This is a genomic window from Kiritimatiella glycovorans, assembly GCF_001017655.1.
Lineage (GTDB): Bacteria > Verrucomicrobiota > Kiritimatiellia > Kiritimatiellales > Kiritimatiellaceae > Kiritimatiella > Kiritimatiella glycovorans.
The window spans coordinates 967336-988046 of sequence record NZ_CP010904.1 but is presented as its reverse complement, the minus strand read 5'-3'; the positions used below and the strand labels follow the sequence as shown (position 1 = coordinate 988046).

General features: G+C 64.2%; 19 protein-coding genes. 6 read left to right on the top strand and 13 right to left on the bottom strand.

Going from position 1 to position 20711, the window contains the following annotated elements; all coding sequences use genetic code 11:
• Positions 1 to 2: 2 nt before the first annotated feature.
• Positions 3 to 1622, bottom strand: a complete 1620-nt coding sequence (gene pgi / locus L21SP4_RS04170; RefSeq protein WP_052881483.1) for a glucose-6-phosphate isomerase — start codon at positions 1620 to 1622, stop codon at positions 3 to 5.
• A gap of 165 nt (positions 1623 to 1787) precedes the next feature.
• Here pgi and L21SP4_RS04165 point away from each other — a divergent pair, with 165 nt between their 5' ends.
• Entirely contained in the window at positions 1788 to 3917 is a 2130-nt protein-coding gene (locus L21SP4_RS04165; RefSeq protein WP_144413746.1) for a carboxy terminal-processing peptidase, read from the top strand.
• 6 nt (positions 3918 to 3923) lie between these two features.
• On the opposite strand, the gene L21SP4_RS04160 is transcribed toward L21SP4_RS04165, so the two are convergent.
• On the bottom strand, positions 3924 to 5027 hold the full coding sequence (locus tag L21SP4_RS04160; protein WP_052881481.1) for a mechanosensitive ion channel family protein: 1104 nt from the start codon (positions 5025 to 5027) through the stop codon (positions 3924 to 3926).
• A gap of 94 nt (positions 5028 to 5121) precedes the next feature.
• Here L21SP4_RS04160 and L21SP4_RS04155 point away from each other — a divergent pair, with 94 nt between their 5' ends.
• The gene (locus L21SP4_RS04155; RefSeq protein ID WP_052881480.1) at positions 5122 to 6087 is read left to right on the top strand and encodes an AEC family transporter; all 966 of its coding nucleotides are present in this window, start codon (positions 5122 to 5124) and stop codon (positions 6085 to 6087) included.
• On the opposite strand, the gene L21SP4_RS04150 is transcribed toward L21SP4_RS04155, so the two are convergent.
• Positions 6084 to 7211 (bottom strand): DegT/DnrJ/EryC1/StrS family aminotransferase, encoded by a 1128-nt coding sequence (locus L21SP4_RS04150; RefSeq protein ID WP_052881479.1) that lies wholly within the window; start codon positions 7209 to 7211, stop codon positions 6084 to 6086. The two genes, L21SP4_RS04155 and L21SP4_RS04150, sit on opposite strands and share 4 nt — an antisense overlap.
• A 153-nt stretch (positions 7212 to 7364) precedes the next feature.
• Here L21SP4_RS04150 and murJ point away from each other — a divergent pair, with 153 nt between their 5' ends.
• A complete protein-coding gene (murJ, locus tag L21SP4_RS04145; protein ID WP_160300662.1) occupies positions 7365 to 8948 on the top strand; it encodes a murein biosynthesis integral membrane protein MurJ in 1584 nt (527 codons plus the stop codon).
• A 3-nt stretch (positions 8949 to 8951) separates the two neighbouring features.
• On the opposite strand, the gene serC is transcribed toward murJ, so the two are convergent.
• Positions 8952 to 10037, bottom strand: a complete 1086-nt coding sequence (gene serC, locus L21SP4_RS04140) for a 3-phosphoserine/phosphohydroxythreonine transaminase (RefSeq protein WP_417999892.1) — start codon at positions 10035 to 10037, stop codon at positions 8952 to 8954.
• A gap of 210 nt (positions 10038 to 10247) precedes the next feature.
• Here serC and L21SP4_RS04135 point away from each other — a divergent pair, with 210 nt between their 5' ends.
• On the top strand, positions 10248 to 11126 hold the full coding sequence (locus L21SP4_RS04135; protein WP_052881476.1) for a VIT1/CCC1 transporter family protein: 879 nt from the start codon (positions 10248 to 10250) through the stop codon (positions 11124 to 11126).
• Here the strand turns inward: L21SP4_RS04135 and L21SP4_RS04130 are convergent.
• The 4 genes from L21SP4_RS04130 to hemW form a co-directional block, all read right to left on the bottom strand.
• The gene (locus tag L21SP4_RS04130) at positions 11123 to 11533 is read right to left on the bottom strand and encodes a TPR end-of-group domain-containing protein (RefSeq protein WP_052881475.1); all 411 of its coding nucleotides are present in this window, start codon (positions 11531 to 11533) and stop codon (positions 11123 to 11125) included. The genes L21SP4_RS04135 and L21SP4_RS04130 overlap by 4 nt on opposite strands.
• A gap of 87 nt (positions 11534 to 11620) precedes the next feature.
• Positions 11621 to 12919: a citrate synthase gene (locus tag L21SP4_RS04125; RefSeq protein ID WP_052881474.1), complete on the bottom strand. Its 1299-nt coding sequence runs from the start codon at positions 12917 to 12919 to the stop codon at positions 11621 to 11623.
• A 42-nt stretch (positions 12920 to 12961) separates the two neighbouring features.
• On the bottom strand, positions 12962 to 13189 hold the full coding sequence (gene rpmB, locus L21SP4_RS04120; RefSeq protein WP_052881473.1) for a 50S ribosomal protein L28: 228 nt from the start codon (positions 13187 to 13189) through the stop codon (positions 12962 to 12964).
• 84 nt (positions 13190 to 13273) lie between these two features.
• Positions 13274 to 14395: a radical SAM family heme chaperone HemW gene (hemW, locus tag L21SP4_RS04115; RefSeq protein ID WP_052881472.1), complete on the bottom strand. Its 1122-nt coding sequence runs from the start codon at positions 14393 to 14395 to the stop codon at positions 13274 to 13276.
• Positions 14396 to 14450: 55 nt separating this feature from the next.
• Here hemW and L21SP4_RS04110 point away from each other — a divergent pair, with 55 nt between their 5' ends.
• Together L21SP4_RS04110 and L21SP4_RS04105 are read left to right on the top strand one after the other, a co-directional pair.
• On the top strand, positions 14451 to 15233 hold the full coding sequence (locus tag L21SP4_RS04110) for a TlyA family RNA methyltransferase (RefSeq protein ID WP_052881471.1): 783 nt from the start codon (positions 14451 to 14453) through the stop codon (positions 15231 to 15233).
• A complete protein-coding gene (locus tag L21SP4_RS04105; RefSeq protein WP_052881470.1) occupies positions 15223 to 16095 on the top strand; it encodes an NAD(+)/NADH kinase in 873 nt (290 codons plus the stop codon). Before L21SP4_RS04110 ends, L21SP4_RS04105 begins: the two co-directional genes overlap by 11 nt.
• 126 nt (positions 16096 to 16221) lie before the next feature.
• Here the strand turns inward: L21SP4_RS04105 and L21SP4_RS04100 are convergent, their stop codons facing one another.
• From L21SP4_RS04100 to L21SP4_RS04080, 5 genes are all read right to left on the bottom strand, one after another.
• Positions 16222 to 17544: a vWA domain-containing protein gene (locus tag L21SP4_RS04100; protein WP_052881469.1), complete on the bottom strand. Its 1323-nt coding sequence runs from the start codon at positions 17542 to 17544 to the stop codon at positions 16222 to 16224.
• Positions 17545 to 17694: 150 nt separating this feature from the next.
• Complete coding sequence (locus tag L21SP4_RS04095) at positions 17695 to 19008, bottom strand: hypothetical protein (protein WP_144413744.1); 1314 nt, start codon at positions 19006 to 19008, stop codon at positions 17695 to 17697.
• 3 nt (positions 19009 to 19011) lie between these two features.
• Complete coding sequence (locus L21SP4_RS04090; RefSeq protein ID WP_082116515.1) at positions 19012 to 19443, bottom strand: ExbD/TolR family protein; 432 nt, start codon at positions 19441 to 19443, stop codon at positions 19012 to 19014.
• A gap of 6 nt (positions 19444 to 19449) precedes the next feature.
• On the bottom strand, positions 19450 to 19857 hold the full coding sequence (locus L21SP4_RS04085) for an ExbD/TolR family protein (RefSeq protein ID WP_052881466.1): 408 nt from the start codon (positions 19855 to 19857) through the stop codon (positions 19450 to 19452).
• A gap of 39 nt (positions 19858 to 19896) precedes the next feature.
• On the bottom strand, positions 19897 to 20706 hold the full coding sequence (locus L21SP4_RS04080; RefSeq protein ID WP_052881465.1) for a MotA/TolQ/ExbB proton channel family protein: 810 nt from the start codon (positions 20704 to 20706) through the stop codon (positions 19897 to 19899).
• Positions 20707 to 20711: the final 5 nt, after the last annotated feature.

Genomic DNA, 20711 nt, shown 5'->3' with positions numbered 1-20711 from the left:
GGTCATCGGCGTCTGTCCAGGTAACGTCGCACGAGTGCGTCGGTCGACCCGTCGTGTCCGCCGGGTTCGCCCTCAAACTCCGCGAGCAGGGTCTTTGCAAGTTTTTTGCCCAGTTCAACCCCCCACTGGTCGAAGGAGTAGATATCCCAGAGGACGCCCTGAGTGAAGATCTTATGCTCGTAGAGGGCGATCAGGCGCCCCAGCGCGGGCGGATCGAGTTCGTCGGCGAGGATGGTATTCGTCGGACGGTTGCCCTCGAATACCCGATACGGCACCTGGTGTTCGGGCACGCCTTCGGCCTCGACCTCTTCCCGGGTCCGTCCGAAGGCGAGCGCCTCGGTCTGGGCAAAACAGTTGGCCATCAGTTTGTCCTGGTGACCGGGATACGTGTCGCGGCTGCGGCAGAAACCGATGAAATCGCCCGGCACGAGCCTGGTGCCCTGGTGGATCGACTGGAAGAAGGCGTGCTGACCGTTGGTGCCCGGCTCGCCCCAGATGACGGGGCCGGTCTCCCACTCCACGGGCCGTCCCTCCCGGTCTACCGATTTGCCGTTGCTCTCCATATCGCCCTGCTGGAAGTAAGCGGCGAACCGGTGCAGCCGCTGGGCGTAGGGAAGGATCGCGTGCGTCTCCGCGCCGAAGAAATTGTTGTACCAGACCCCGAGCAGCGCGAGGATCACCGGCATGTTCGAATCGAGCGGCGCGCCGCGGAAATGCTCGTCCATCTCGCGGAATCCGCCGAGCATCGACCGGAAGGCCTCCGGTCCGATGGCGAGCATCAGCGGCAGGCCGATCGCCGAGCAGAGCGAGTAGCGTCCTCCCACCCAGTCCCAGAACCCGAAGATCTGATCTTCGGGGACTCCGAACTCGATGGCCTTCTCCGGGGCGGCGCTGACGGCGACGAAATGCCCTCCCGCGTCGCCGCCCAGGGCCTCGCGCATCCAGGTGCGGGCAGAGATGGCGTTGCTCATCGTCTCGAGCGTGGTGAAGGTCTTGGACGCCACGACGAACATCGTCTCCGCCGGGTCGAGTCCGCGCAGCGCGTCGAAGAGATGCGCGCCGTCCACGTTCGAGACGTACCGCACGTTCAGGTCCTCGCGCACCCAGGGACGCAGCGCATCGGTGGCCATCGCCGGCCCGAGGTCGGAACCCCCGATCCCGATATTGACGATATTCCGGACGGGTTTTCCCGTCGCCCCGCGCCATTCGCCGCTCCGCACCCGCTCCGCGAACGTGCTCATGCAGTCGAGCACCTCATGCACTTCCGGGATCACATTCCGGCCGTCGACGAAGACTTCGGCGTCCTTCGGCGCGCGCAGGGCGGTATGGAGCACGGCGCGATTTTCCGTGCGATTGATCTTCTCGCCGCGAAACATCGCGTCGGCCTCTTCCGGCACCCCGGCGGCCTCCGCCAGCTTGAGCAGAAGCTCGCGGGTCTCGTCGGTGATGCGGTTCTTGGAGTAGTCGAGCGTGAGGCCGCAGGCTTCGAGCGTGAAACGGGAGGCGCGGCCCCGGTCGTGGCTGAACAGCTCGCGGAGGTGGACGGCCTTCATGGTTTCCGCGTGAGATGCGAGCGCCTTCCACTCCGGCCGCCGGTTCGCTTTTACGGGCGTGTCACTCATAGAAATCGTCGTCCTTTCTTCTGTGGTGCCAACTACGGCTCCATCCGCCGCGGGCGTGGCGCAACCCGGCCATCTTCCCCATGAATCCACGTCTTTCAAACCCAAAACGGTTTCACATCCGGGCCGGTGGATGATACAAGGGGCTTTTCATAATGGGAGGCTTCTTTGATCAAACGTCTATTATTCCTATGCTGGTGCGCGCTGGCCGCATTGACCGCAACCGCGGAGGATCGGTCCGGCGACACGCCGTTCGATTCGCGGCCGATCGCGAAGCAGCTCGCGCGCCGGCTGCCTAAGATGCATCTGCTCGATCAGCCGCTCAACGACGAGATCGCGACCAACGCCCTGACCATCTTCCTCGACTCGCTCGACTATAACCACAGCTATTTCATGCGGAGCGATGTGGAGTCGTTCCGCGCCGAGGCCGACCGGCTCGACGACCGGCTGAAAAAGGGCGACACCTCCTTCGCCCGCGAAGTCTTCTCCGTGTTCATGTCGCGCGTCAGCAACCGCGTCGATCATGTCACTGCACTGCTGAATGAGGGGTTCAGGCTCGATCGCGAGGAGATCTACGACTGGAAACGCGACCGTGCACCCTGGCCCGAAGATCGCGAAGCGTGGGACGAACTCTGGCGCAAACGGGTTAAAAACGAGTACGTGGCGCGCCGCGTCAGCCTGGAACTGGACCGGGAAGCCACGAATCGCACCGATGCGGCCGGTTCCGGGCCGCCCGGAAGCGGTGAAGGCGATACGGGCTCCGCGGACAGGGACCTCGAAGAGCAGCTCGAATCGCCGGAGGCGTTCATTCGCGATTCGTACCAGCAATACCTGACCGTGCTGCGCGATTACGACGAGGAATGGCTCGTGGAGCGTTATCTCAACGCCTTTGCGCGCGCCTACGATCCGCACAGCAATTACATGTCGCCCTCCACCGTGGAGGACTTCAACATCTCCATGCGGCTGTCGCTGGTGGGGATCGGGGCGGTGCTCCGCAGTGAGGACGGGGCGGCAAAGATCGTGCGCATCATCCCGGGCGGCCCGGCGGATCGCGACGGGCGGCTGCAGCCCGGCGACAAGATCATCGCGGTCGGCCAGGGCGACGAACAGCCGCAGAGTGTGCTTCACTGGCCGCTGAACAAAACGGTCCAGCTCATCCGCGGCGAGAAGGACACCACGGTCGTCCTCAGGGTGATCCCCGCGGCCCGCGCCCGCGGGGGACGCACCGAGACGATCGCCCTGGTCCGCGACAAAGTCAAACTCGAGGAGCAGGCCGCCAAAGGCGAGGTCCGGGAGGTTGATCTGCGCGGCGGCACCTACCGGGTCGGGCTGGCCACCCTCCCCGATTTCTATCTCGACATGGAAGCGGCCCGCGAGAACCCGGAGAAGGCGCGCCGGTCTTCCCGCGACATGCGCCGGATCCTGAACGACCTGATCGAAAAAGGGGCCGAAGGACTCGTACTCGATCTGCGCAGCAACGGCGGCGGATCGCTCCAGGAGGCCATCCACATAACCGGGCAGTTCATCAATGCCGGGCCCGTCGTACAGATCCGGGAGCGGCGCTGGGGCGTGCAGGTGCTCAGCGACACCGACACGGGCCGGCTCTACTCCGGCCCGCTGGTCGTGCTCGTAAACCGGCTCAGCGCCTCCGCGTCGGAGATTCTGGCCGGGGCGCTGCAGGATTATGGACGCGCCATTATCGTCGGCGACCGCCGCACCCACGGCAAGGGTACGGTCCAGACCATCGTGCCGCTCGATCAGAACCGCGACGAGCTGGGAAAGATCAAGGTGACCACCGCCAGCTTTTTCCGGATCAACGGAAGTTCGACGCAGGTCCGCGGGGTCGAATCCGACATCGTCCTCCCCTCCGTACTGCAGTACATGGACATCGGCGAGAACGAGCTTCCCCACGCCCTGGGATGGAGCCGCATCGGCCATGCCTTTTACCGTCCCACGCGCTACTGGAGGGACATGCTGCCCGAACTGCTCCGCAACTCCGAGACGCGGCAGGAGGATAATCCGTCGTTCCGCACCTATCTCGACCAACTCGACGAAAGCCGCGCCATGCTCGAGGAAGGGACGGTTTCGCTGAACCTGGAGGCGCGGCTTGAACGCGCCCGGGAGGAGCGGGATATCGACGACCTGCGCGCGGAGGCGGTGCAGTCGCCGCTGGAGGAAGAAGAGGGCGAAGAGAAGGACGACCCGGTCCTCGACGAGACCCTGAACATCATGGCGGACATGATCCGCATGGACCGGGACAACGTCGCGCGGAGCGGAGACCGGGAACCGGGCGCCTGAGCGCCCTCAGCCGCCCGGCCCCGTATCGACTCCCAGCGGGCGGTTTTCATCGCCGGCGAGATACAGGGTCTGAGTCGGAAACGCGAACTCGATACCTTCCTCGTTGAACCGCCGCAGCAGCTCTCGGTTGACCTCACCGCTGAAGGTCTTGTACTTCCAGTAATCGGCGGGGTGATACCAGTAGAAGACGATGATATCCAGCGAGAAGGCGCCGAAGTCGTCGAAATAGATCCGCGGCGGCAGGGAGGGATCCATGCCCTCGTGGCGGTCGAGCACCTCCCCCACGATTTCGAGTGCGCGGTCGACCTTTTCCGGCGGCGTATCGTAGGTAACCCCGATTTTCATCACGCGCCGGATGTGCGGTCGCTTACCGATATTCTCGATCGGGGCGTTGGCGAGCTGGGCGTTGGGAATAGTGACCAGGTGGCCTTCCAGGGTCCGGATACGGGTCGAGCGGAAACCGACCTCCTCGATCGGCCCGTCGTAGCCTGAAAACTTTACGCGATCGCCCATCTCGAACGGCTTGTCGGCGAAGATGAGCAGCGAGCCGAAAAAGTTCTTGAGCGTATCCTGTGCGGCCAGTGCGACGGCGAGACCGCCGACGCCGAGCCCGGCCAGTATGGAGGTGATCGGCTTATCGCTCAGGATCTGGGCGATCTGCACCAGGGCGAGCACGACGACCGTCACCCGCGCGCTCTTGCGCACCATCGGCACCATCATATCGTCGAGCCGCGTCTTCGTGCCGTCGGCGGCGCGTTTGAGAACCTGTTCGAGCACGTCGACCAGCGCGTAGAGGAGGTAGGCAACCGAGATGGTGAAGAGTACGCGGACCGTATCGTTGGCCAGGCCCTGTACCCCCTCGCTCAACCTCAGAAAACGCAGACCAGCCTGCAGTCCCGTTACGAAAAAGAAAAACATGGCCGGCCGGGCCACCGCGAAAACCACCGTCCGCATGATTCGCCGACTCCGGAGACGGGAACCCGAGCTGACACGCTGCAGCCACCAGCGCACCAGCGCACCGATCAGCAATCCGCCCAGCACGCAGCCGAAAAGCGCGGCGATCCGCCACCACTCGTTCCCGGCCACCTGAAACTCCTGCCATGCCTCCATCTCATCCCTTCCTTTCGCTCACGGAGCCCCGCTTGCATTCGCCGCGCTCTTGTCTACACTCAGCCCATCGAAAAAACAAGTCAAGGACCGCCCCATGCCCGACACCTTCATGCTGCTCGTATTCAATGTGCTCTGTATCCTGGCGATGATGCTGCCCGGCGTCATCGCGCGCCGCCGGGGCTGGCTGACGGCCGAAGGCACGCGGCAGCTCGCCAACCTGCTGATCAATGTGGTCTTCCCCTGTCTCATTTTCACCTCGATCTACAGCAAGTACACGCTCCGAACCCTCGCGCGCGACTGGGAGGTGCCCCTGCTGGGCGCGGCGATCATGCTGACCGGGTTCGCCGTCGGCCGCGCCGCCCTGACCGCCTTCCGGAACGAGGAGTCGGGAAGACGCCGCGCCTTTCTTTTTCAGTGCACGGTCAACAACTTCGTCTTTCTGCCGCTGCCGATCGTGCTGTTTCTTTACGGCGACCGCGGCGTGGCGGTGCTCGTGTTTTCTTCGCTGGGCGCGAAATTGGTGCTCTGGACGCTGGGGGCCGGGACCCTGCAGGGACAGACGCTCCGTTCGGCCGACTTCCGCGGGCTGCTGAATCCCGCCCTGATCGCAATTCCCGTCGCGATCGCCGTGCGCGCGCTCACCGACGCCGCAGGCTGGTCCGGGGCGCTGCTCGACCCCGAGGGCCGCAACCTCGGCGCTTTTCTGTTCCGCACAACCCGGACGGTCGGAGAGGCCACGATCCCCCTGGCCATGATCGTGGCGGGCAGCCGGGTCGGGTCACAGCGCATCCGTCAATTCCGGGACCCGATGCTCTGGACGATGAGCGCCGTGCGCCTGGTCGCGGTTCCCGCCCTCGCGCTGGGACTGCTGTACGCGCTTCCGCTGCCGCCGATGGTGGAACGCGTGATGAGCATCGTCGCCGTGATGCCGGTCGCGATCAGCGGAATCGCACTGGCGGAGGTGTACGGCGGTGACCGGGCCTTCATGTCCGCGGGGGTCCTGCTGACCCATGCGCTGGCGCTCGTCATCGTGCCGCTGTGGCTGGCGGCGTTCCTCTAGGCGTCGTCCCGGTAGAACGCCTCGACCGCCTCCACCACGCGGGAGGCCTCGTCGTCGGTGAGTTCCGGAAAGATCGGCAGGGCGAGCACTTCGGCGGCCGCCTTTTCACTCACGGGGAAATCGCCGCGCGCGTATCCCAGCGACCTGAAACAGGGCTGCAGGTGCAGCGGAACGGGATAGTAGACGGCGCAACCCACGTCCGATTCGCGCAGACGGGCCATCAGCGCGTCACGCCGTTCGGCGCGGATCACGTACTGGTTGAAGATATGCCGCCGTTCGGGCGCCGTCTCCGGCAGGCGGACCGCACCCGACCGGAAGCAGGCGGTCCCGGCGAAGAGCCGGGCGTATCGTTCGGCGTTGGCGCGACGCGCCTCGCTCCACGCCTCGAGATAGCGTAGCTTGATCGTCACCACCGCCGCCTGCAGCGCGTCCAGACGGAAGTTTCCGCCTATGGTGTGATGGTGGTAGCGTTCTTCCATGCCGTGATTGCGCAGCGACTTCAGGCGCTTCACTCTGGCCTCGTCGCCGGTGACGATCATTCCGCCGTCCCCCGCCCCGCCGAGATTTTTGGAAGGAAAGAACGAGAAGCAGCCGTAGTCCCCGAACGACCCGGCCCGCCGCCCGCGGTATTCCGCTCCGACCGCCTGGCAGGCGTCTTCGATCATCGCGAGACCGCGCTCCTCCGCCAGCCGGCCGAGCGGATCCATGGCCGCCGGCTGCCCGAATAGATGCACGGGCATCAGCGCCCGGGTCGAGGAGGTCACCGCGGCGGCGGCGGCTTCGGGATCGAGGTTGTAGGTGACGGGATCGATGTCCGCGAATACCGGCCGCGCGCCGGAGCGAATAATCGATCCCGCGGTCGCGAAGAAGGTGAAGGGCGTCGTCAGCACCTCGTCGCCCTCCCCGATGTCCTCCGCCATCAGCGAGACGAGCAGCGCGTCCGTACCCGAGGAGACCCCGCAGCCGAAGGCCGCGCCGCAGTATTCCGCCATGGCGCGCTCGCATGCCTCCACCGCCGGACCGCCGACAAAGCGCTGCGTCTCGAAAATCTCCCGGACGGCGGGTTCGATTTCATCGCGCAGGGTTTCGTACTGACGTCGAAGATCCAGAAGAGGTACGTTCATCGGGGCCTCGCTTTTGCCATTACCGGTATCGGGGCAGTCTATGCTCCTGTTGCGTTCACTCAAGCGTGAATTGAAGAACCGGGGCGTTATGCTTGAAAAACGCGTCCTGAGAACGGACCCTTACGTTTTCTCTGCGTTGAAAGGTTGCGCTGCGTGAGTCGCGATCATCATATGCTGAAATCGGTCACGACGGTGGGGGGATGCACCCTGCTGAGCCGTGTGCTGGGACTGGCGCGCGACGTGCTCATGGCCGGTTTTTTCGGCACCTCGGGGGCGATGTCCTCGTTCGTGCTCGCCTTTACGCTTCCCAATCTGTTCCGGCGGCTGTTCGGCGAAGGCGCTCTTTCCTCGTCGTTCATCCCCGTGTTCACGCACGACCTGGAACACACGGGGCGGGATGCGGCCTGGATCTTCGCGCGGAAGGTGTTCTCGCTGGCTGCCCTCGTCCTGCTCGCCCTCACGGCGGGAGTGGTGCTCTCCGCTCACGGTCTCCTGTCGTTGGCCGCCGTCCCGGACCGTCTGCAGCCGGTGCTCGATCTCACGCGGATCATGTTTCCCTACATGCTGTTCATCTGCCTTGCGGCGCTCTTCCGCGCGGCCCTCAACGCCTGCGGCCATTATGCGGTCCCCGCTGCCGCTCCGTGTCTGCTCAATCTCGTCTGGATCGCGGCGGTCGTGCTGATCTGTCCGCAGGTCGGAGGCGGACCCGCGGGGCAGATCCGGGTCGTCGCCTGGGCGGTCGTACTCGCGGGCATCCTGCAGTGGCTGGTCCAGGTGCCCTCCGCGATCGAACGGGGGTTCCGGCCGGGCTTCGACCCCGACACCCGCGATCCGCGCGTCCGCCGCGTGATCCAGCTGATGGGCCCCGCGGCGCTGGGCATGGCGGTCACGCAGTTCAACGTGGTGATCGACCGCCTTCTCGCCTACGCCGTAGGCCCGCAGGCGCCCGCGGCGCTTTTTTTCAGCGAGCGCCTCATCTACTTTCCCCTCGGCATTTTCGCCACAGCGCTCGGGTCGGTGCTTCTGCCCGTGTTTTCCGGTCATGCCGCGCGGGCCGATCACAGCCGCATTGCGTCGGAGACGGGCGACGGGCTGCGCCGCATGTTTTACCTGATGCTTCCCGCCGCCGCGGGTCTGGGTGTCCTGGCGGTACCGGTGGTGCGGATGCTTTTCGAATGGCGGATTTTCGACGGGCAGTCGACGCAGCTCACGGCGATTGCGCTGCGCTGCTACGCGCCCGGTCTGCTGGTGTTCAGCGCCGCCAAGGTGCTCATTCCCGCTTTTTACGCGCGCCAGGACACCCGGACGCCGGTGCGGGTGGGCGCCGCGGCGATGGTTCTGAATCTCGTGCTGAGCGTGACGCTGATCCTCGCGCTGCCGAGGCCGTACAAGCACGGCGGGATCGCGCTCGCCACGGTGCTGGCCGAGGCCGCGCACGCCGCGGCGCTGATGCGCATTCTGCAGCGGGAGACTGCCCCCCTGAACTGGAAGGTTCTCCGATTCTCGGCGCTGCGCGCCGCGGCGGGCACCGCCGCGCTCGTGCCCGCCGCCCTTCTTCTGCACAGAGTTTTACGGGGCATGGGCGGCGCGCTCCCCGTCAAAGCCGCCCAGATCGGCGCCGTGCTCGGGGCGGTCGCGGGCGGGGCCGTCATCTATTTCGCCCTCACCGCCGCCCTGGGCAGTCCCGAGCCGCGGGAGTTCCGCCGCGCCCTGGGCGGCGGGAAATCGAAGCGGTAACGGTTACCCGTTTTTCTTCTCGAACTCCTTCATGAAGTCGACCAGCGCATCGACGCCTTCGACCGGGAAGGCGTTATAGATCGAGGCGCGGACGCCGCCGACCGAGCGGTGTCCTTTCAGGCCCTTCATGCCCTGCCGGGCGGCCTCTTCGATGAAGGTCTTTTCGAGTTCCTCTTCGGCCAGGCGGAAGGTGACGTTCATATCCGAGCGCGAATCCGCAGCCGCGGTGCCCCGGTAGAAGTCCGAGCCATCGATCGCCGCGTAGAGTTTGGCCGCCTTGTCGCGGTTCTGCTGCTCGATCCCGGCGATCCCGCCCTTATCCAGCAGCCAGCGCGTCACCAGCGACACGATATAGATCGGGAACACCGGCGGCGTGTTCGCCAGCGAGTCCTTTTCGACGAACGTGCGGTACTGGAACAGCGTCGGAAGGTGTCCTGCCGCGCGCTCGGCCAGGTCCCGGCGGATGACGACGATGGTGACCCCCGCGGGGCCCAGGTTTTTCTGTGCGCCGGCGTAGATCAGGCCGAAGGGGTTCACGTCGAACGTGCGCGAACAGATGTCGGAGGACATATCGGCCACGATCGGCACCTCGCCGGTATCCGGGAAGGTCTTCCACTGCGTCCCGGCGATGGTCTCGTTGCTCGTCAGGTGCAGGTAGGCGGCGCCGGGATCCAGGGTCAGTTCCTCCGGCTTCGGCATCCGCGCGGGCGAAGCGTCCTTGACGTCGGCGGCCAGATGGACCTCCCCGATTTTCCGTGCCTCCTTGATCGCCTTGGTCGACCACGATCCGGAGTCGACGTAATCCGCGCGGCCGCCCTCGCCCATCAGGTTCATCGGCGCCAGCGCGAATTGCGTGCTCGCCCCGCCGGACATAAAGAGCACGGCGTAGTCCTCCGTAAGGTTCAGCAGTTCGGCGATATTGCTGCGGGCCTCCTCGTGCACGGCGGAATATTCTTTGCCGCGATGGCTGGATTCGAGGATCGACATCCCGCTGCCCTTGTAATCCGCGAGCTGCGTCTGGGCTTCCTTCAGCACCTCCTCGGGGAGCGTCGCCGGTCCGGGACTGAAATTGTAGACTCTGGCCATGATGGATATCCTTTCGTTGATGGACGCCACTCCCGCCTGCGGAGCGGGGTCGGCATCGGTGATTGCACGTCTCGAAAGGCCCATGATAAGAACGTGCGCAGTACGGGCAAGATAAAAGGCGGTCGGCCGCGTTCCCGATTCCGGTTCCGGGGAAGCTGAAGCGGCGCCGCGCGGGAATGGAGCAGAGCCTGGGGCACGCTAAAGGAGCACGGCATGCAGACGACGACAGACCCCTCGACGCGGGCGCTGCTGCTGAAATTCCAGCGCAACGAAATCACGGAATATCATATCTACCAGTCCCTTGCGGAGCTTCCGTCCGCTTCGGAAAACGCGGAGGTGCTCCGGCGCATCGCCGACGACGAAAAGGAGCATTACGAGCTCTGGAAGAACTATACCGGTGAGGACGTCGAGCCCGACCGGAAGCGGGTGCTGTTCTACACGTGGATCAGCCGCGTGTTCGGGCTGACCTTCGGCATCAAGCTGATGGAGCGCAACGAGGACGACGCCCAGGACCACTACGAGGAACTGGCGGGGAAGATCCGCGACGCCGAGCGCGTCTTTCACGACGAGGAGGGGCACGAGGAAAAGCTGCTCAGGATGATCGACGAGGAGCGGCTGCGCTACATAAGATCGGTGGTGCTCGGGCTCAACGACGCGCTCGTTGAACTGACCGGGGCGCTCGCCGGTCTCTCCTTCGCCCTGCGCAACACCGAACTCATCGCGTTGAGCGGATCGATCACCGGTTTTGCCGCTGCGTTGTCGATGGCGGCCTCCGAGTACCTCTCGGCCAAGGCGGAACGTCAGGATCGCCGGCCGGTCAAGGCCGCGCTGTACACCGGCACCGCCTATTTCATCACCGTGGCGCTGCTGATTCTGCCCTACCTCGTGTTCGGGCACTACGGGGTCTGCCTCGCCTTCGTGCTGGCGGAGGCCCTCGGGATCATCGCCCTGTTCAACTACTACCTATCCGTAGCCAACGACGAACCCTTCCGCGCCCGTTTCACGGAGATGAGTCTGCTCAGCCTCGGCGTGGCCGCCGTGAGTTTCCTGGTCGGAATCGCGATCCGGGCGGGACTCGGGGTGGAGACCTAGAACTCCTCGTACGACTCCTCTTCGTCGTCGCCGTAGGCGTACACCCATTCGAGCAGCGACTGAAAGCGCGGGTCGTCGCGCAGCGGATCGAGGTGCCGGTCCTGTTTCATCCAGTCGTAGTCGTCGTAGCCGATTTCCACCGCCCGTCCGAGTGCGGCCACGGCCTCGTCGACCGCGCCGAGCAGCGCATGGCTGCAGGCCAGGTTATACCAGACGAGCGGATCTTCGGGGCAGAGACGGGCCAGTTGCCGGTCCACGCCGAGCCCGGACCCGTAGTCTCCCAGCCGGGTATAGGCTTCGGCCAGCGGACGGAGCACCTCATCGTCCATGGGAAGCCGCCGGGCGACGGCTTCGAGAAAGGCGCATTCGACCTGATCGTCGTGTCGGGCCTTTTCGTCTTTATTCATGGCATCCGGGCGGAAAAAAATCCGGTCCGCCTTCCGGAGATCGCGGGAGCCGGAGGGATTCCCGGGCTCCGTGTTGCACTCCGGGTCTTACATCTGAATCGGGCTGGTTTCGTCCGATGTGGGACCGATGTAAACCTGCCGCGGCCTTCCGATGCGGCTATGCGGATCTTCGCGCATTTCCTGCCACTGCGCAATCCATCCCGGGATTCTTCCGATCGCGAACATGACCGTAAACATGTTCGTCGGGATGCCGATCGCGCGATAGGTAAGGCCGGTATAAAAATCCACGTTCGGGTAGAGGTTACGTTCCTTGAAATACTCATCCTCCAGCGCCGCCTGTTCGAGTTCCACCGCGATATCAAGCAGCGGGTCTTCATGACCCAGGTGATTCAGGACTTCACGGCAGATGCGTTTCGCCACCCGGGCGCGGGGATCGTACGCCTTGTAGACCCGGTGGCCGAAGCCCATCATCCGGAAGGGATCCGACTTGTCCTTGGCGCGCTCCAGCACCTTGGACACGTCTCCGTTCTCCTCGCTGCGGATGTACTCGAGCATCTCGATCACGTGCTGGTTGGCGCCGCCGTGCAGCGGCCCCCACAGGGCGCAGATGCCGGCCGAGATGGAGGCGTAGAGGTTGGCCTCCGCGCTGCCGACCATCCGCACCACCGACGCCGAGCAGTTCTGCTCGTGATCGGCGTGGAGAATCAGCAGTTTGTTCAGCGCACGGGCGATAATCGGATCGACTTCGAACTCGCTCACCGGCGAGTTGAACATCATGTTCAGAAAATTCTCGGTATACTTGAGGCCCGCCTTAGGCTGCACGATCGGCTCGCCGATGAATTTCTTATAGGAGAAGGCGGCGATGGTGCGGAGCTTGGACAGCAGGCGGCAGACAGTGATGTCGGTTTCCTCGTCCCAGCCCTCCTCAAGCTCGGGATAGAAGGTGGAGAGCGAGACCACCATGGCGGAGAGCACCGCCATCGGGTGCGCCCGCTCCGGGTAGAAACTGAAATGATGGCGCATATCCTCATGGATCATGGAGTGCTCGTTGAGCAGACGGCTGAATTTGCGGTGCTCGTCTTCCGTGGGCAGCGCCCCGTGCACGAGGAGGTAGGCGACATCGATGAATTCGCATTTTTCCGCCAGGTCCTCGATGTCGTATCCGCGGTAGCGGAGGATACCCTCTTCCCCGTTGATGAACGTGACCCGGCTGCAGCAGGACCCCGTGTTGACGAACCCGGGATCGTAGGTAATCAGCCCGGTCTCCTTGCGCAGTTTGCGGATATCGACCGCCCGCTCGCCCTCGGAGCCCTCGATCACCGGAAAACTGATTTGCGTATCATCCAGGCTGAGTCGGGCCTGGCCGAGTTCTCTGGGATTATCCATCTGACACCCCGTACACGTTTGGGTCCTGTATACCTGCTCTATTCACGCCTTTTCGATCCGGCCCGCCCGGATACAGGCGGTGCAGATCCGGCGCGTCACAACCCCGCCGTTCTCGCGGACCCGGATTTTCTGGAGGTTCGGCATGAACCGCCTCCGCGTCACGGCGGTCGTGTGCAGCCCGATGCCGCCCTTCTTTTTAGCTAAACCCTTGCGTATAATGCGGTTGCCCGTAGTCGGACCCTTGCCGCAATGTTCACATACTTTGGCCATAATCAGATCCCTCTGCGTTCTGAACGTCTTCCGTGGAACGGGCATTCATACGGGAACGGGCCGGCATAAACAAGCAAAAAACGCTCAGATGAGCTCTGCGAAAACGGTGTCGCTGATCAGCAGCGCTTCGCCGGTCAGGCGTATCCGTTCGCGGTCGACCTCCAGCAGATTCCGGCGCGCGAGGTCGGTGATTTCCGGCCCGCAGAGACTCCAGTAGTCGTAGCCGGTCGTTTCCCGGAAGGTCTCGCGCTCGACGCCGCCGATCTTGCGCAGGCCCATGACCAGCAGCTCGCGGGCCCGGGCTTCGGGCCGGATCACATCGCTTTCGGCGACCGGCGCAGCCCCTTCCTCCAGCCTCCGGAGATAGGTTTCCAGGTCGCGCACGTTGGCGCGACGCTCGCCCTGCAGGAAGGAATGGGCCGCCGCTCCGCAGCCGGCATAGGCCTCCCCGTCCCAGTACAGGAGGTTGTGCCGGCTTTCGAACCCCGGGACGGCGAAGTTCGATATTTCGTAATGACGGTACCCGGTGCGGCGAAGCTTTCCGCGCACATAATCGAACCGCCGGACCTGTTCCTCCTCTTCGCATTCCGCGATCGCGCCCCGTTCCCGCAGCCGGTGAAACAGCGTGCCCTCCTCGAAGCTGAGCAGGTAGAAGGAGATATGCTCCGGCCGCAGGTCCAGCACCCTGTCGACCGTCTCGCGCAGGTCCCGCCTGCGGACGCCCGGCACGGCGCCGATGAGGTCGATGCTCATGTTGCCGAACCCCGCCGAGCGCGCCCGGCGGCAGGCTTCCCACGCCTGTTCCGCGCTGTGCACCCGCCCCAGTTTCTTGAGCGCGGCGTTGCAGAATGACTGCACTCCGACCGAGATCCGGTTGACCCCCGACTCGAGGAGCGCATCGAGCGTCTCGCGCTCCATCGTGCCGGGATTCGCCTCGCAGGTAACCTCCTCCGCATCGGCCGCCCCGGCGTGTTCGTGCAGCATCCGGAAGAGGCGGCGGAGCTGTTCGGGTTCGAGCGCGGTCGGCGTCCCTCCTCCGACGTAGACCGTCGCGGGCCTGAACTCCGCGGCCAGCAGGCGCAGTTCCCGCCCGAGCGCGTTGAGGTACCGATCCGCGATGCGTCCGTCCCGGAGCGGGATCGAATAGAAGTCGCAGTACGGGCACTTCCGCAGACAGAAGGGGATGTGAATGTAGAGTCCGGGCATGCTATGCTTCCGTCCGTTGCGTAATAGCGATTCAGTCTTTCGAACACGGCATGGTATGAAAAAACCGCGTCTTGATCAACTTCTCGTCGAACGGGGGCTGGCGCAGAGCCGGGAGCGGGCCCGGCGCCTCATCATCGCCGGCGAGGTCAGGGTCGGAGGCGTCCCGGTCACAAAACCGGGACGGCCCGTCATGCCGGACGCGGAGATCGAGGTCGCCGCGCGCGAGCGGTACGTCGGGCGCGGCGCCTACAAACTGGAACATGCGCTGCACGCGTTCGACCTCGAGGTCACGGACCGCACGGCGCTGGATGTCGGCGCCTCGACCGGCGGGTTCACCGACTGCCTGCTCCAGCACGGCGCACGGCGCGTGTACGCCGTGGATGTCGGCTACGGCCAGCTCGACTATCGGCTCCGGCAGGACCCGCGCGTGGTCGTCATGGAACGCGTCCACGCCCGCTACCTGCAACCGGACGCCCTCCCGGAACGGGTGGGGTTCATCTGCGTGGACGTCTCCTTTATCTCGCTGACCCTTATTCTGCCCGCGGTCATCCCCCTCGCCTCGCCCGGCACGTGGATGGTCACCCTGATCAAGCCGCAATTCGAGGCGCGTCGCGGTCAGGTCGCGCGCGGCGGCGTCGTGCGCGACGAGTCGGTCCGGAAGGATACCATTGAACGCGTCCGGCGTTTCGGTCAGGATCAGCCCGGTTGCCGCTGGATCGACTGCGTGCCTTCGCCGGTGCGCGGCCCCGCGGGGAATGTCGAATACCTGGCCCTGTGGACGCTGGAGGGCGACCACGCGCAGGACACGACCGCAAAGGGAGGGGGAGATGAAGCCTGAGAGCATCGGTATTGTAGCGAACCTGCAGCGCGCCGACGCGGAATCCGTGCTCGGCCGGCTCGAGACCCGTGCGGCAGAGCGCGGACTGGCCCTGCTGGCAGACCCCGATACGGCAGCATGCATGGCGGCGGCCGAATCCGTGCCGGCCGGGGACCTGGCCCGGCGCGCGGATGTCCTGTTCGCGATGGGCGGGGACGGCACGGTGCTCTACGCGGCACGCCTCCTGTGCGGTTCGGATACGCCGATCCTGGGACTCAACCTCGGCAGCCTCGGATTTCTGACCACGGTGGGCGAAGAGGCGGTGGAACAGGCCGTCGACGCCCTCTGCGAGGGGGCCTGCACAATCGAGGAACGCGCCGCCCTCGCCTGCGAACTTGAAGTGCCCGGCGACGACGAGCCCGCCCGCGCGCGCGCGCTGAACGACGTGGTGGTCGGCTGGGGCGCTTCGTCGAGCATCGTCTCGCTCGATCTCAGCGTGGACGGGGAACACATCGCCACGTTCATGTGCGACGGTCTGATCGTGTCGACGCCCACGGGAAGCACGGGGCATTCGCTCTCCGCGGGCGGACCGATCCTCTACCCCGGCTCGCCCGTGTTCGCGATCAACGTGATCTGCCCCCACACCCTGAGCAGCCGCCCGCTGGTCATCCCGGACCGGAGCACGATTTCAATCCGGGTGGGTGAGTCGGCCAAGCCCCTCGTGCTTTCAATCGACGGGCGCGATCACCCCGGAGACATCACCCCCGGCTGCACCCTGCATGTGCGCCGCGCGAAATGCGGCGTCCGTTTCGTCCACCTGGAAGAATACAGCTACTTCAAACTGCTCAGCCAGAAACTCCACTGGAGAGGATCGTCGATCTGAAACGCTGAGCGGAAACCCTGAGCAGCCCCAGAATTATTCGCGTGGATCTGCGTCCATTGGCGGTTCGCCCGTTAAATGTTTTCGGTGTGAAGCGAATAGACGCCCATGCCCGCGAATTCATCATGCTCATTCATAGTCATACTCGATCGCCTCAAGCCCCTCGAGCACGCGGAAACGGCCCTTGAACTCGTCGCTGATGTCGTCGAAGAACGCGGCCGTGCGCTGATCGCGCCGATCGAGGTCCTCGTCTTCGCCGCGGAAGAGAATGATATTCACGGACGGGATGCCCAGCCCCTCGCGCCGGAAGTTATAGATCACCGCCTCCTCGAGCGTCTCGAGCTGCTGCTCCTCGTCGTAGTGAGGCGGGATGGGGGGGCGCTCCATGTCCGGCCACCGCTCGCCTACAAACTCGTAGGTGTGCCGGATCACCTTGGGAGGAAGACCCTTTTTCTTCCTGTCTCGGTTGATCCGCTCCAGTTCATCCTGGACGCGCGGAACGATTACATCCTCCCAGTGCTGCTGCTCCTCCACCGACCAGCCGTGGTCCTCCCAGAAATCGACCAGTTCCTCCTCGGTGATCGGTTCACGCTTCGACCACCGGTCGGCGATGATCATGAAGACCGAGTCCGCCTGCTGCTCAAACGCCGCGAGCAGGGCTTTCGTCTGATGACAGATGTCCTCTCCTACGGGCTCGTAGGTGCGGCGCGGATAGAAGTTGTTTTCGCGCGCGCCTCGCTGACCGTATTCCGTATTGAACGGTTCGATCCAGTCCGAAACCCGGCGACGGTTGTCCTTTGTGGCCGGGACCATATCACGCGAGAACATATTGACCTTGTTGATGTCGAACATCGCCACGTTGAACACCGTGGCGGGGGACATACCGTTGATCAGGCGTACGATTTCCTCTTTGACCTTGGTGTAGGCCGGGATCCCGCCGCGATCGTCGACCATCATCCCGCTCCACGTGGAGACGAGGAACATCACCCGCTCGCCCTCGGATTTCACCCCGAAAAAATTGACCGACGAGATCCCGAAGCCGAGGCTCCCGCCTCCGGTGCCCAGTCCTTCGACGCCGCCGCCCCCGAGGTCGAGCCCGGAGAGCATGTCCCCCCCGAGTTCGCGCGCGGGCATGCTCACGTCCGGCATGGCCTGGTCCGCCATGGTCCGGGCCGCCAGGCGGGGATTGATCTGGACGGAGGGGCGCGCGCTGCGGCGCTGCATGTTCTTGACCGTGATGGGGATGCGGAGTTTGCGCAGCTCCAGCCGCGGACGCTCGCGGTCACCGCCCACAAAGGTGGTCTGCTGCTGCTTGTAGACCTTGACGGCGACGATCGATCCCGCGGCCAGCAGAAGCAGCGCGTGCACCGCCAAACTCACCAGCGCGGCATTGCGTGTCCAGTGAGGTCGGCCCTGGTTTTTAACGCCCTTTATGCGGTCCATCAAACCCATGTTCGTCTCCGGGGGGAACCTGTCCGTAACGCCTCAAAGATGTCGGCGAGTATGCCGGATGGAGGTGGGACCAGACCAGATAAAAGCGGCGGGCTACCCTCTTCAGACCCCTGTTCAGGAGCATCCCGGCCGCACGGCATAGCCGGCGGCTCAGTCGTCGGTCATCTCGTAATCGATCCCTTCCAGCCCTTCCAGGACGCGGAAGGTGCCGCGGTAATCCTGCGTGATCTCGTCGAAGAAATCCGCGTCGATCCGGGACTTACGGTCCATTTCCTCATCTTTCCCGCGGAAGAGGATAATATTGACGGAGGGCTTGTCGAGGCCTTCGCGCCGATAGTGACTGATCACGGCATTTTCGATCGTCTCTTCCTGATCGTCCTGGGAATAGTGAGGGAACGCAGGGGGCTGCTCTCTATTCGGCCAGCGTTCGTGGATAAAGTGGGGAAGATGACGGTAAACGGCGGGGGGAAGACCTTTCTTCTGCCGCTCTCTGTTGATCCGCTCCAGTTCCTTCCGGGCCCGCGGGATGAATACTTCACGCCACTGTTTCAGGCGCTCCTGGTCCCAGCCGCGGTCATCACGGTATTCAATGCGCTCCTCCTCGGTCATCTCCACGCGGAGGGACCAGCGCTCGGCCGCGATCATGAAGATCGAGTCCGCCTGCTGCTCGAAGGCCGACATCAGAGCGCGGGTCTGATGGACGATGTGTTCGCCGATCGGCTCGAAGGTGCGCGAGGGGCGGTAGTTATTTCCTCGGGTGCCGCGCTGGTCGTGGGACGTGTTGAACTGCGCAAACCAGGAGGCGACGCGGTCACGGTTGGGCTCGGTCGCCGGCACCATCTCCTGGGCGAACATGTTGACCCGGTGGCCTGAGAACACCGCGACGTTGAACACGGTCGCGGGCGACATGCCTCTGATCAGGCGCACGATCTCTTCCTTGACCTTCGTGTAGGCCGGGATCCCGCCGCGTTCATCGAGCATCATCGAATTGTGGGCCGAGATAAGGAACATCACTCGTTCCCCCTCGGATTTCACCCCGAAGAAATTGATCGATGAGATGCCGAATCCGAGGCTTCCGCCCGAGGTGCCGAGTCCTTCCACGCTCCCGCCCAGATCCATACCTCCGGCCAGGTCGCCGGATAGACCGCGGCTCGGGAGGCTGATATCGGGCATCTTCTGCTCCGCCACCGTGCGCGCCGCCAGGCGGGGCTGCACCTGAACCGCGGGGCGCCTGCTGCGCCGCTGCATATTTTTTACGGTGACCGGGATCTTGAGCTGGCGCAGCTCCATCTTCGGGCGTTCGCGATTCGAGCCCTCGAAGGTCGTCTCCGCCTGCTTGAACACCTTGACCGCCACGATCGATCCGGCGGTGAAGAGGAACAGCGCATGGATGATCATGCTGACGAGCGCGGCATTCCGGGTCCAGTGCGTCTTTTTATATTTTCTTCGGCGTATTTTGGCCATGGATTACTGAATACCGAATGTAAGGTTTTTGATCCCCGCCGCGGCGCAGGCGTTCATCACATCGACCACCCGCTGGTGGAGCGCCTCATCCGCCGCCTGGACCGTCACGAAAGCCTTGGTGTTGAGGGCCTCTGACGCCTGGCGGTAGCGGCCGAGCGTTGCCACCAGCTCGGGCATTTCGCGGGAGTCGACATTGCCGTATTCGCGATTGTTGAGCAGCACCTTGCCCGAGCCGTTGATCATGATCACCTGCTCGTCGGGCATCTCGACTTCTTCGGTCTGCTCGACCTTGCCGGGCAGGGTCACCCCGAGTTCGGCCTCCTGTTTGATGAGCGAGGCGCTGACCATGAAGTAGATGAGCAGCAGGAAGACCACATCGATCAGCGGCGCGATCTGCAGCTCCGGCTTCTCATCGAGCATTTCACGAATATCCATGCCGCGTTACTCCGATTGGTAGGTCGCGAAGATGAGGTCGGCCGCCCCGGCCTCGGCGCAGGTCTTCATCACTTTTTTCACTTCACCGTGGCGCACCTGTTCGTCGGCGCGGATGAAGAAGCGGACCTGCGGATTAATCTCCAGTTCCTGCTTCACGATTTCGGTAAGCCGTTCCAGCGACACCGGATTCAGTCCGGCGAAGACCTGTCCGGTCTCCTTGACCGAAATCAGCCGCCGCCCCGACTGGTCTTCCGGTATGGCCGAATCCTCGGCCACGGGCAGGTCGACGTCGATCTTGTTCATCTCGTTGAGCTGAGAGGCCACCATAAAGAAGATGAGCAGCAGAAACACCATATCGATCATCGGTGCCATCTGCACCTCGGCCTCTTCTCCTTTGGGCATCGTGAATTTCATAGCATCCTCTCCGCTGCTCCGGCCGGGGTTGTTCCGCCGTTACGCGGTCTCCGTTTCGCCCTCCGCGGCGGCTTCCTCGAGTCCCTCCTCTTCCGGAACGCGGCCGGTGCACAGCGCGTCGAGCATGCCGCCCACGGTGCGCCCCATCGTGGCCATATACTTGGTGAAGTTGTTGCGGAAAAAGAAATAGAACAGCATGGCGGGAATGGCGATGATCAGGCCCGTGGCCGTCGTGATGAGGGCCTCCCCGATATTGGCCGCCAGCATTTCGGGCCGGCCCATCCCCTGGGTGCCGATCGTCTGGAACGCCTTGACCATACCGATCACCGTACCGAGCAGTCCGAGCATCGGCGAGACCGCGCCGATGATCGAGAGGTAGTTGATCGGTTTCATGTAGGTGGCCATCTGTTCGGTTCCGGCCTCGTCAATAGCCTCTTTGACGTTTTCCATCTCGAGGTCGTCCGCTCCGCCGCACCGCTCAAGACCCGCCCCGAGCACATCGGTGAGCAGGGAACGTTCGCTGCTGCAGACTTCCTTCACGCCGGCGAGATCCTTGTCGGCCATTTTGCGCTTCAGGCCGGGCACGAGGTCCGGGCGCAGCATTTTCTTCTCGCTCAGCACGAGGGCGTTCTGGACGATGAACGTGACCGTGGCGAGCGAGCAGAGCAGCAGCGGGACCATCGCCCAGCCGCCGGCCTTGATCATGTCCCAGAGCGTCAGCATCTTTTCGGGATCTTCGGCCGCCGCGCCCTCCTCCTGCGCCCAGGCCGCTGCCGCCGCAAACAGGACCAGGGCCATCACGGCGAAGAACGCTTTCGTCATCCGTCGGGTATCTTTCGTCTTGTACATGGCAC

Excerpts from the sequence above, each read along its gene's own strand:
- L21SP4_RS04150 (WP_052881479.1), bottom strand. The coding sequence starts at position 7,211 with ATGAACGTACCTCTTCTGGATCTTCGACGTCAGTACGAAACCCTGCGC.
- L21SP4_RS04110 (WP_052881471.1), top strand. The coding sequence starts at position 14,451 with ATGAAAAAACCGCGTCTTGATCAACTTCTCGTCGAACGGGGGCTGGCG.
- L21SP4_RS04080 (WP_052881465.1), bottom strand. The coding sequence starts at position 20,706 with ATGTACAAGACGAAAGATACCCGACGGATGACGAAAGCGTTCTTCGCC.
- pgi (WP_052881483.1), bottom strand. The coding sequence starts at position 1,622 with ATGAGTGACACGCCCGTAAAAGCGAACCGGCGGCCGGAGTGGAAGGCG.
- L21SP4_RS04160 (WP_052881481.1), bottom strand. The coding sequence starts at position 5,027 with ATGGAGGCATGGCAGGAGTTTCAGGTGGCCGGGAACGAGTGGTGGCGG.
- L21SP4_RS04125 (WP_052881474.1), bottom strand. The coding sequence starts at position 12,919 with ATGGATAATCCCAGAGAACTCGGCCAGGCCCGACTCAGCCTGGATGAT.
- L21SP4_RS04155 (WP_052881480.1), top strand. The coding sequence starts at position 5,122 with ATGCCCGACACCTTCATGCTGCTCGTATTCAATGTGCTCTGTATCCTG.
- L21SP4_RS04135 (WP_052881476.1), top strand. The coding sequence starts at position 10,248 with ATGCAGACGACGACAGACCCCTCGACGCGGGCGCTGCTGCTGAAATTC.
- L21SP4_RS04090 (WP_082116515.1), bottom strand. The coding sequence starts at position 19,443 with ATGGATATTCGTGAAATGCTCGATGAGAAGCCGGAGCTGCAGATCGCG.
- hemW (WP_052881472.1), bottom strand. The coding sequence starts at position 14,395 with ATGCCCGGACTCTACATTCACATCCCCTTCTGTCTGCGGAAGTGCCCG.
- rpmB (WP_052881473.1), bottom strand. The coding sequence starts at position 13,189 with ATGGCCAAAGTATGTGAACATTGCGGCAAGGGTCCGACTACGGGCAAC.
- L21SP4_RS04130 (WP_052881475.1), bottom strand. The coding sequence starts at position 11,533 with ATGAATAAAGACGAAAAGGCCCGACACGACGATCAGGTCGAATGCGCC.
- L21SP4_RS04095 (WP_144413744.1), bottom strand. The coding sequence starts at position 19,008 with ATGGCCAAAATACGCCGAAGAAAATATAAAAAGACGCACTGGACCCGG.
- L21SP4_RS04100 (WP_052881469.1), bottom strand. The coding sequence starts at position 17,544 with ATGGGTTTGATGGACCGCATAAAGGGCGTTAAAAACCAGGGCCGACCT.
- L21SP4_RS04105 (WP_052881470.1), top strand. The coding sequence starts at position 15,223 with ATGAAGCCTGAGAGCATCGGTATTGTAGCGAACCTGCAGCGCGCCGAC.
- L21SP4_RS04085 (WP_052881466.1), bottom strand. The coding sequence starts at position 19,857 with ATGAAATTCACGATGCCCAAAGGAGAAGAGGCCGAGGTGCAGATGGCA.